This is a genomic window from Thermus sp. NMX2.A1 (assembly GCF_000511705.1).
Classification (GTDB): domain Bacteria; phylum Deinococcota; class Deinococci; order Deinococcales; family Thermaceae; genus Thermus; species Thermus scotoductus.
This window is the reverse complement of record NZ_ATNI01000104.1, coordinates 1-10,604: the sequence shown is the minus strand read 5'-3', so window position 1 is coordinate 10,604 and position 10,604 is coordinate 1. Positions and strand designations below refer to the sequence as shown.

10 protein-coding genes are annotated in these 10,604 nt (G+C 63.0%); all 10 read left to right on the top strand.

All coding sequences use genetic code 11. The annotated features are described in order from the left end of the window. On the top strand, nt 1-869 hold an 869-nt coding region (locus TNMX_RS11125), incomplete at its 5' end, for a histidinol-phosphate transaminase (protein ID WP_038032263.1). Between the two features lie 456 nt (nt 870-1,325). Then, nucleotides 1,326-3,458 (top strand): molybdopterin oxidoreductase family protein, encoded by a 2,133-nt coding sequence (locus TNMX_RS11120; RefSeq protein WP_052037987.1) that lies wholly within the window; start codon nt 1,326-1,328, stop codon nt 3,456-3,458. Next, on the top strand, nt 3,443-4,105 hold the full coding sequence (locus tag TNMX_RS11115) for a bifunctional precorrin-2 dehydrogenase/sirohydrochlorin ferrochelatase (protein WP_038032261.1): 663 nt from the start codon (nt 3,443-3,445) through the stop codon (nt 4,103-4,105). The genes TNMX_RS11120 and TNMX_RS11115 overlap by 16 nt, the downstream gene beginning before the upstream one ends. Beyond that, nucleotides 4,105-4,881: a uroporphyrinogen-III C-methyltransferase gene (gene cobA, locus TNMX_RS11110; protein WP_038032260.1), complete on the top strand. Its 777-nt coding sequence runs from the start codon at nt 4,105-4,107 to the stop codon at nt 4,879-4,881. Before TNMX_RS11115 ends, cobA begins: the two co-directional genes overlap by 1 nt. A 13-nt stretch (nt 4,882-4,894) precedes the next feature. Next, entirely contained in the window at nt 4,895-7,414 is a 2,520-nt protein-coding gene (gene nirB / locus TNMX_RS11105) for a nitrite reductase large subunit NirB (RefSeq protein WP_038032257.1), read from the top strand. Then, on the top strand, nt 7,411-7,758 hold the full coding sequence (gene nirD, locus TNMX_RS11100; protein WP_038032256.1) for a nitrite reductase small subunit NirD: 348 nt from the start codon (nt 7,411-7,413) through the stop codon (nt 7,756-7,758). The genes nirB and nirD overlap by 4 nt, the downstream gene beginning before the upstream one ends. Next, nucleotides 7,755-8,573: a uroporphyrinogen-III synthase gene (locus TNMX_RS11095; protein WP_038032254.1), complete on the top strand. Its 819-nt coding sequence runs from the start codon at nt 7,755-7,757 to the stop codon at nt 8,571-8,573. Before nirD ends, TNMX_RS11095 begins: the two co-directional genes overlap by 4 nt. A gap of 13 nt (nt 8,574-8,586) precedes the next feature. Continuing rightward, a complete protein-coding gene (locus TNMX_RS11090; RefSeq protein ID WP_038032252.1) occupies nt 8,587-9,816 on the top strand; it encodes a CmpA/NrtA family ABC transporter substrate-binding protein in 1,230 nt (409 codons plus the stop codon). Nucleotides 9,817-9,828: 12 nt separating this feature from the next. Next, nucleotides 9,829-10,005, top strand: coding sequence for a hypothetical protein (locus TNMX_RS13115; RefSeq protein WP_216593116.1), 177 nt, complete (start codon nt 9,829-9,831; stop codon nt 10,003-10,005). A gap of 51 nt (nt 10,006-10,056) precedes the next feature. Then, nucleotides 10,057-10,604 (top strand): nitrate ABC transporter permease (gene ntrB, locus TNMX_RS11085; protein ID WP_371180297.1); only part of this gene is annotated, 548 nt, incomplete at its 3' end.

Here is a 10,604-nt window from a genome sequence, read left to right as displayed (position 1 = left end):
TCGAGCACATCCGGGCCAAGGACCCTAGCCGCTACCCCGACCCCCTTTACCGAAACCTCCGCCGCCTCCTGGCCGAGGCCCACGGGGTATCGCCGGAACAGGTGGCCGTGGGCACGGGAACCAGCGAGCTCATCCACCGCCTGGTGCGTTGGAACTACCTCCGGGGCCCTATCCTCCTTCTAAAGCCCACCTTTAGCGAGTACGCCCGGGCAGCCCGGGCCCTGGACCTTCCCCTTTGGGAGGTGGAGACCCCGGAGGAGTACCTAAAGCTCTTGCCACGAAGCTCCATAGCCTTCCTCTGCCTCCCCAATAACCCCACGGGGGAGGTCTACCCCTTCCTGGAGGAGGCAGTGAGGCGGGCGGGAGGAGCCTTGGTGCTGGACCTGGCCTACTTCCCCCTAATGGAAACGCCCCCTTCCCTACCCCAAGGGGCTTGGCTCCTCTATAGCCCCAACAAGGCCCACGGCCTTACGGGGGTGCGGGCCGGGTACCTGGTGGCTCCCTTGGACCTCACGGTTTTCCAGAACCTGGCCCCCTCCTGGCCCGTATCCGTGTACGGGGAAGGGCTTTTGGAGGGGCAACTGGACCCCAGGGCCCAGGCCTGGCTGGAAAGCACCCGTAAAGAGCTTCACCGCCTGAGGGGACTTCTGGCCCAGGGGCTTAGGGAGTTGGGCCTCGAGGTGCGGGAAAGTCCCGCCAACTTCCTCCTGGTACGGGTGGGCCAGGCCGCGGAGGTGGCCAGGGCCCTCAGGGAGAAGGGCATCCGGGTGCGGGATGCCACCAGTTTCGGCCTTCCCGAGTGGCTCAGGCTTTCCGCCCAAAGGGAGGAGGCCATAGAGGCTTTGCTTAAGGCCCTGGCCCAGGTATAGCCAGGCTGCCACCGAGATCCCCACCATGGCCACCCTCCGGCCTACTGGGCCAGAAGCCACGCTGACCCGAGGCATAGGGGAGCCAACTGGATCACCCGGCCTGGTGGGCGCATGGGCCTCGAGGCTTACGCCATGTAACCGATAAGGGCTGGTCTGGGCTCAGTGCATCTCGGTTTCACCAAGAAAACATAGCCCGGGCCAGCCGAAGTCTCTTCCGGTCCACCTGGTTGCCGGCCAGGATCAGCCGCAGGCCATCCTGCTTGGGGTGAACCCTGGCTTTTTGGGTTCTGGTAGCTTCCCAAATTGCTGTTGTACCATATACTTGTGAGACTAAGCTATTACTATCAGAACGCTATGCACATATTCAGCGCTTTCTGTGCTTAGTGTAAGTCAAAATGTGGTCATTTGACCATTACTATCTTGACAAGCTGCACAACCACCCCTATACTTTCCCATATGAGGAGCCTCCCGACCCAGGAAGAGCACCCTCCGAACGGAACTCCCGCCACCTCCACCCATTGCGGTTTCTGCGCCATGCAGTGCGCGATGCAGTTACACGCCGACGGTACGGTCAAACCCCTACCTCACCCCATCAACAAGGGGAGGCTTTGTGTACTGGGCTTGACCTCGGGCGAACTGCTGGGGCACACCCATCGCCTGAGAACCCCTCTGGTGCGTAAGAAGGGGCAGCTTGAGCCTGCGAGCTGGGAAGAGGCCTTGGAGGTAGCGGTAGAGGGCTTCCGGCGCATTGCAGCCAGGCATGGTAACACCGCCAACGCGGTGTACGGTGGGGGCAGCCTGAGCAATGAAAAGGCCTATTTGCTGGGCAAGTTCGCACGATTGGTTTTGAAGACCCCTCACGTGGACTACAACGGGCGCTATTGCATGTCGGCGGCGGCCGCCGCCCAGAACCTTGCCTTTGGCCTGGACCGGGGGCTTAACCGTCCCCTAGCCGACCTACCCCGGTACGACCTGATCCTCTTAGCAGGCTCCAATGCGGCGGAGACCCTGCCCATGCTGATGCCATACTTCCACCAGGCCAAGGAGGGTGGCACCCGCTTCATTGTGGTGGACCCTCGCCATACCATCACCGCGAACCTCGCCACCTTGCACCTCGCGCTTCGTCCTGGCACCGATCTCGCCGTGGCCAATACCTTGCTCCACGTACTCGCCAAGGACCATCGCCTCAACTATGGCTTCATCGCTGAGCACACCCGAGGGCTAGAGAAGGCCCTGGCGGCGGTGGAGGGCTGTACACCGGTCTGGGCTGCGGAGATTTCTGGCCTGACGCCTTACGAGATCCAACAGGCCGCCCAACTGCTCGCCAGCGCCCGCAAAGCCCTCATCCTCACCGGGCGGGGGGCTGACCAGAATGCGCGCGGTGTGGACACCACCCTGGCCTATATCAACCTGGCGCTGGCACTGGGGGCGGATTTTGGTACCCTCACCGGCCAAGCCAACGGCCAGGGTGCGCCCGAGATGGGGCTGAAGGCCGACCAGCTGCCCGGCTACCGCAGCCTCGAGGACCCCAGCGACCGCCTGGCCGTCGCCAGGGTGTGGGGAATTGAGCCCGAGCAGCTCCCTGGCAAGGGGTATTCGGCCTTCGAGATCCTGCAAGCCATCGCCCGGGGCGAAATCCAGGGAATGCTGGTGATGGGCGCAAACCCCATCCCCTCTTCCCCACACTCGGATTGGGTGCGCGATGCCCTCGCCCGCATGGAGCATCTGGTGGTGATCGACCCCTTCCTTTCGGAGACGGCCCGCCATGCCAGGGTGGTGCTACCCGGCGCGCTCTGGGTTGAAGAGGATGGCACCACAACTAACCTCGAGGGCCGCGTGGTCCTGCGCCGTGCTGTACACCGCCCTCCTATTGGGGCCAGAGGCGATTTGGAGATCCTCCGCGACCTAGCCGTTGGGCTTGGGGCAGGGCAGTATTTCCGCTACACCAATCCCCGTGAGGTCTACGACGAACTACGCCTGGCCACCCGAGGGGCTAAAGCCGATTATTATGGCATCACCTGGGAGCGCCTAGAAGCCGGGGAGGAGGTATTCTGGCCCTGCCCCTCTGAAAACCGCCCTGGCACGCCCAGGCCTTTCGCCCAGGGCTTTCCCCAGGCTGACGGACGCGCGCACTTCATCCCTACGCCTTTTCGGCCGAGTGCCGAGGAACCCGATGGGCGCTATCCCCTCTATCTCACCACGGGGCGGGTCCTCTACCACTACCTCACCGGCAACCACACCCGCCGCCTAAAGCGCCTCATTAAGAAGTACCCCGAGCCGCTTTTGGAGGTTCACCCCGAAACCGCCCAGCGCCTGGGGCTTGCTGAGGGAGGCCTGGCCGTGGTCCGTAGCCGGCGTGCCAGGGCCTGTTACCGGGTAAGGTACAACCCCAAGATTCGCCCCGACACCCTTTTCGTGCCTTTCCATTGGGAAGGAGAGCGGGCCATCAACCGGCTGATTAACCCCGCCCTCGACCCCAGTTGCGGGATGCCCGAGTTCAAGGTGGCCGCCGTGGACCTCGCACCGTTCACCCAGCCCGAGACCGTGGCAACGGCAGCCGACCAGGAGGTGTCATGTACTACCCTGTGATGCTGGATCTACGGGGCCGCCCGGTCCTCTTCATAGGGGGAGGCTGCGAAACAGAAGCCAAGGTGCGGAGCTTACTGGAGGTGGGGGCAGCCGTCACGTTGATCTCTCCCCACCCGCACCCGGGGCTAGAACCCCTTCTGGAAGACGGCAAGGGCCCACGGTTTCGGTGGCTACGGCGGGGGTACCGCCGGGGAGACCTCGAGGGCTTTCAACTGTGCTTTGCCCATCCGCGCGAGCGCTGGCTCCACCCTCTCATCGCCCAGGAGGCCCGCGAGCGAGGGGTGTGGCTGAACACGGTGGATGACCCAGCCCACTGCGATTTCATCCTACCCGCGGTTCATCGGCAGGGGGCATTGATCATCGCAGTCTCCACCAGCGGGGTGGCCCCCGCCTTAGGGGTAAGGATCCGGCAGGAACTGGCCAAGAAATACGGCCCTGAGTACAAAGAATTTCTCCAAATACTGCACGCCTACCGAACCATTGTGAAGGAAACCTTTCCCCATGACTTCCAGGCTAGGAAGGCTGCCTGGTACCGCATGATGGACAGCCCCGCCCTGGAACTGGTAGCCCGGGGCGAAACCGAGGAGGCCAGAGAGGTTCTGCTCAGGGCTCTACACCAATCGGGGTTGGAGGGGGTGTCTTCATGATGAGGGATAGGAGTAGAGGCAAGGTCTACTTGGTGGGCGCGGGCCCGGGAGATCCTGAGCTTTTAACGCTCAGGGCCCTCCGCTTGCTCAAGAGGGCCGAGGTGGTGCTCTACGACCGCCTGGTCAGTCCCGCCGTGTTGGAACAGGTCAATCCCCGGGCCCAGCTCGTTTACGTGGGAAAGGAGCTGGGCGAGCAGGACAGGGTACAGGAGTTCATCCTCCACCAACTGCTCCATCACGCCCGCTCCGGAAAGAAGGTGGTGCGGCTAAAGGGAGGGGATCCCTTGGTCTACGGACGTGGGGGGGAGGAGTGGCTGTTCCTGACCGAAAAAGGGATCGAGGTGGAAGTGGTGCCTGGGGTGAGCTCCGCCCTCGCTGTCCCAGCTTTGGCCGGCATTCCCCTGACCATGCGGGGCGTGTCGGGGGGCTTTGCGGTGCTCTCGGGCCACACCCAAGGGGGGAGGTTGCCAGACCTCACCCCCTACACCCGGGTGGACACCCTGGTGGTGCTTATGGGGATCAAGGAACGCAGCCGCATCGCCCAAGAACTGGTACGGGTTGGGCGCAGGCCGGAGGAACCGGTGGCCTTTATCGAACGGGGCTCCACACCCCAGGAGCGGGTGGTGGTCTCCACGCTGGGGGAGGTAGCCGCGGGAGGAAGCGAGGTCCAGCCTCCAGCCGTATGGGTGATAGGGGAGGTGGTGCGGATAAGGGCCCGGCTCAAGCCCCTCGAGGCCAGCACGGCTTTAGAGCCGCGTCCCGCGCTAAGCCCTTAAGGAGGAGGTGCCTATGGTAGAGCGGATCGTAGTGGTGGGCAATGGCATGGTAGGACACAAGTTTCTGGAAGCCCTGAGGGCCAGGACCCAAGACTTCCACCTCACGGTGATCGCCGAGGAGCCACGCCTGGCCTATGACCGGGTCCGCCTGAGCGAGTTCTTCAGCGAACCGCGCCCCAACCTCTCTCTGGGATCCTATGAGCAGTACGCGGAATGGGGCGTCCACATCATCCACGCCAGGGCCACGGCCATCGACCGCGGACAAAGGCTTGTCCGGACCACCCATCAGGATATCCCCTACGACATCCTGGTTCTGGCAACGGGCCCCTACCCTTTCGTGCCGCCTATCGAGGGGCGTGACCTCGAGGGCTGCTTCACCTACCGCACCCTCGAGGACCTTACCCGCATAGAAGCCTGGGCCAAGCACAGCCAAAAGGGGGTGGTCATCGGTGGTGGCCTGCTGGGGCTTGAGGCTGCCGGGGCCTTGTTAAAACTGGGTCTAGAGACCCACGTGGTGGAACTCGCCCCCCGCCTGATGCCCATGCAACTGGATGAGCTAGGCGCCCATCTGTTGAAGAAAAAGCTCGAGGCCATGGGGATCGGGGTGCACCTCTCCAAAACCACCCAGAGGATCAGGGGCAGGGGTGGCCGCGTGGCCGCGCTGCACTTCGCCGACGGGAGCAGCCTCGAGGCGGACCTGGTGATCTTCTCGGCGGGCATTCGCCCCCGCGACGAACTGGCGCGATCGAGCGGCCTTGAGGTAGGCGAGCGCGGCGGCATTGTCATAGATGAGCACTGCCGCACCTCCGATCCCCACATCTACGCCATCGGGGATTGTGCCCTCTACCAAGGCCGCATCTACGGACTGGTGGGACCCGGCTACGAGATGGCCCGCGTCCTGGCCGAACATCTCACCGGCAGCACGAGGACCTTCACCGGGGCGGACACGTCCACCAAGCTCAAGCTCCTGGGTGTGGAGGTGGCCAGCTTCGGCGACGCTTTCGCCCAAACCGCAGGCGCAAGGGAGATCCTGCTTTACGACCTCGGCAAGGGCGTTTACAAGAAACTCGTGATCAGCCCAGATGGCCGGCGGCTTCTGGGCGGCATCCTGGTGGGCGACACCTCGGACTATCCCAGGCTTCACAACCTGTTCTCCAACGCCCTAGAGCTGGGAAACCCCGAGCACCTGCTCATTCCCCCAGCCCAGGAAAATCCCGCCACCAGGACCACCTTACCCCTCACAGCGCGGGTGTGCCAGTGCGAGAACGTGACCAAAGGTACCATCGTTGAGGCCATACACCTGGGTGCCCGCGACATCGCCTCGTTGAAGAAGGCGACCAAGGCCGGCACGGGTTGCGGCGGCTGCGTGGGCATGATGGAGGATATCCTCAAGGAGGAGCTGCTGAAGCTGGGCGAGAAGGCCAGCGACCACCTCTGCGAGCATTTTCCTTATAGCCGCCGTCAGCTCTTCGACATCGTCCGGGTCAAGGGCTACAAGACCTTCGATGCCCTACTGCGCGACTACGGCAGGGGAGTGGGTTGCGAGGTCTGTAAGCCAGCCGTGGCCTCAATTCTGGCCTCCTTCTACAACGAACACGTGCTGGAGGACGCCCATGCCCCCTTGCAGGACACCAACGACCGCTTCCTGGCCAATCTGCAGCGCGACGGTACCTATTCGGTGGTACCCCGCATACCCGGCGGGGAGATCACCCCCGAGAAGCTCATCGCCCTCGGACAGATAGCGAAAAAGTACGGGCTTTACACCAAGATCACCGGCGGGCAGCGGGTGGACCTCTTCGGGGCACGGCTAGAGCAGCTCCCGCACATCTGGGCTGACCTCATCGCCGCTGGCTTTGAATCTGGTCACGCCTACGGCAAGGCCGTGCGTACCGTTAAGAGCTGCGTGGGCGACACCTGGTGCCGCTACGGGGTGCAGGACTCAGTTGGGCTGGCCATCCGGCTGGAAAACCGCTACAAGGGCCTCAGGGCTCCCCACAAGATCAAGATGGGGGTCTCAGGGTGCATCCGCGAGTGCGCCGAGGCCCGTAGTAAGGATGTCGGCGTCATCGCCACCGAGCGGGGTTGGAACCTCTACGTGGGCGGCAATGGGGGCATGAAGCCCCGCCACGCCGAGTTGCTGGCCGCCGACCTCGACGAGGAAACCCTCGTGCGCTACATCGACCGTTTCCTGATGTTCTACATCCGTACCGCCGATAAGCTCCAGCGCACCAGCGGGTGGCTGGAGAAGCTGGATGGCGGCATCGAGTACCTGCGGGAGGTGATCGTGGAAGACAAACTGGGTTTAGCGGCGGAACTCGAGGCCCAGATGGCCCGCCACATCGAGACCTATCGGTGCGAGTGGAAGGCCACGTTGGAGGACCCCAATAAGCTCAAGCACTTCCGCCACTTCGTCAACTCCGACGCCCCCGACGACAACATCGTAATGGTGCCACAACGCGGCCAGCACCGCCCGGCCTACGACTTTGAGCGCGACACGCTCCCCCTACCCTTGGCCACGGAGGCAGAACCATGAGGTGGGTCCGGGTCTGCCGGCTAGAGGACATCCTGCCCGGGAGTGGCGTCTGCGCCCTGGTGGAGGGGAAGCAGGTGGCCATCTTCCGCGTGGGCGAGCGGCTGTTCGCCCTTTCCAACTTCGACCCCTTCACCAAGGCCAACGTAATCAGCCGCGGGCTGGTGGGAAGCAAAGGGGAGCGCCTGTACGTAGCCTCGCCCCTACTGAAACATCGCTTCGACCTGGAAACCGGCGAATACCTGGACGACCCCACCGTTCGCCTGGCCGTGTACCCGGTTAGGTTGGAGGCAGGGGAAGTCTGGGTGGGCGTTCCCGTCGCCGAGGTAGCCAAGGTGGGTACATGAAGCTTTCCGGGATGCGCTTTGCCCTCTGTAGTTCACGCCGGGGGGAAGACTTGGCGCTGATTCTTAAAAAGCAAGGGGGCATTCCCCTATTTCGCCCCACCGCACAGACGGTGCTGGCTGAAGCCCACTTGCTAGAGGAGCAGCTTCGCAAATTCGCCCATTATGGTGCCGACTGGGTCATCTTCACCACGGGCACGGGATTCCAGCAACTCCAGGAGCAGGCCGAGGCCCTGGGATTGTGGGAAGCAGTCTATGCCCAACTAAGGCGCAGCAAGATCGCGCTGCGGGGCTACAAGGCCCGGCGAGCCCTCAAGGGGCATGCCCTCGAGGCCGTCCTCGAGGACGAGGATGGCACCATGGAGAGTCTGATGGAGGCCCTTCGGGTTTATCCCTTGACGGGCCAACGGGTGTTTCTCCAACTTTACGGACAACCCGCCCCCGGGCTTGTCCACTTTCTCCGAGAGCGGGGAGCGGTGGTGGAGGAGTTCCTACCCTACCGGCACCTCTGCGCCCCCGAAACCGGTCTTGCCCGGTTGATGGAGGAAATCCTTGCCCAGCAGGTAGATGCGGTGGTCTTCACAAGCATGCCCCAGGTGGAGTGCCTCCTGGAGTACGCCCATAGAGGGGGACAGATGGACCATCTGAGGGAGGCCTTCCAGGAGGTCTGGGCCTTGGCCATAGGGCGAGTAACCGCAAGGCCCCTGCAAGAGGCGGGGATACGGGTATGGCATCCCAGGACGGAGCGCATGGGAGCCTTGGTAACGGAATTTGCCGCTTTCCTCGAGGAAATCAGCAGCCCCAGGAAGGCAGGCTAAAGGGAGGTGAGGCATGAAAAAGATCGCTCGCAGGGAGGTGCTGAAGAAGGGGCTTGCCCTGGGCATTGCCACCACCGGGCTTGTGCGTGGCCAGGCCCGGAGCAGAAAGCTTAGGATCGGCTTCATCGCCCTCACCGATTGCGCCTCCGTGGTGATGGCCAAGGAGCTAGGCCTGTACCAGAAGCACGGGGTGGATGTGGAACTGGTCAAGGAGGCCAGCTGGGCCACCACCCGTGACCACCTTCTTAGCGGGGAGATCGTGGCGGCGCACACCCTCTTCGGCCTGCCCTTCTCGGTGTATACCGGGATCGGCGGGCCGGCGGGACGGGTGTTGCGCATCGCTATGGTCTTAAACAACAACGGCCAGGCCATCACCCTCTCCAGCCAGGACTTCGGAGGCAAGGTGGGCTTCAAGGACCTGGATGGAGCGGGAAAAGCCATCCTAGCCAAGAAGCGGGAGGGCAAACCCCTTACCTTCGCCATGACCTTCCCCGGCGGCACCCATGACCTGTGGCTGCGCTACTGGCTGGGGGCCTGTGGCGTTAACCCGGTGAAGGACGTGCGCATCATCGTGGTCCCCCCACCGCAGATGGTAGCCAACATGGGCGTGGGCAGTATGGACGGCTTCTGCGTGGGCGAGCCCTGGAACGGCGTGGCGGTCAAGCAGGGTATCGGCTTCACTGCCCTAGCCAGCCAGGACATCTGGAAGCACCACCCCGAGAAGGCCTTGGTCTTCAACCATGAGTTCTTTCGCGATAATCCAGAGGAGGCGCGGGCCATTACCAAGGCGGTCCTCGAGGCCAGCAAGTGGCTGGATAACCCAGCTAACCGCCGCACCGCCGCCAAGGTGATTGCCCGCCGCCAGTACGTCAACGCTGATCCCAGCATTATCGAAGCCCGCCTGCTTGGCGTGTACGACCTGGGAGGAGATCTAGGTAGGCACACCTATACCGACGACTACATGCTCTTCCATAACGGTGGCCAGACCAACTTCCCCCGGAAGTCCCATGCCATCTGGTTCCTGGCCCAGTACCGCCGTTGGGGCATGCTCAAGGGAAGGATTGACTACGAAGGCATCGCCGAAACCATCCTGGCGCAGGACTTCTATATTTCCGTGGCCAAGGAGCTCAGCATCCCCATCCCCAATGACGATATGCGTCCCCTTTCCGGCTTCATCGATGGCGTCACCTTTGACCCCAAGGACCCTGAAGGTTCCATCAGGAAGTACAAGGTGAGGGTGTAAGGAGGTTTGTCCATGGAACGCCTTGGTAAAGAGTCCCCCTTTCGGAGGATTACCGTCCCCACCTCCCTGCTCATGGGATTGAACGCCATTACCGGCTTTGCCATCCTGCTGCTGGCGTGGTACATCCTTAGCCACACCATCACCCCCCAGCTGCCCGATCCTGCCAGAACCCTAGGGGTGTTCTGGTAACTTCTTACCAATCCCTTCTACAACCACGGCCCCAACGACCTGGGCATCGGCTTGCAGTTGTGGCTCTCCCTTAAGCGTGTCTTTGCAGGCTTCGGGCTAGGGGCCTTGATCGCTGTGCCCCTGGGCATCGCGGTGGGAACTTCGGAAGGGCTAAGGGCCATGCTTAACCCCGTGATCCAGATCCTACGCCCGATATCCCCCCTGGCCTGGTTCCCGGTGGGCCTGGCTGCCCTCCAGGCCTCGGAACCGGCCTCCATCTTTGTTATCGCTATCACCTCGCTATGGCCTACCCTGATCAACACTGCGCTGGGCGTAGGCTCAATCCCCCAGGACTACCGCAACGTGGCCAAGGTCTTTGCCTTCTCACCCTGGACCTACCTCACCCGCGTGGTGCTGCCCCACAGCCTACCTTACGTCTTCACCGGCTTCCGGCTAGGCATGGGTACAGCCTGGATGGTGATTGTGGCCGCTGAGATGCTTGCTGGAGGCATGGGGATAGGTTTCTTCGTGTGGGACAGCTACAACTCGGGCCAACTGGACTATGTCATGGCTAGCCTCCTCTTCATCGGGCTCGTGGGCTGGGGCCTTGACGCCCTGTT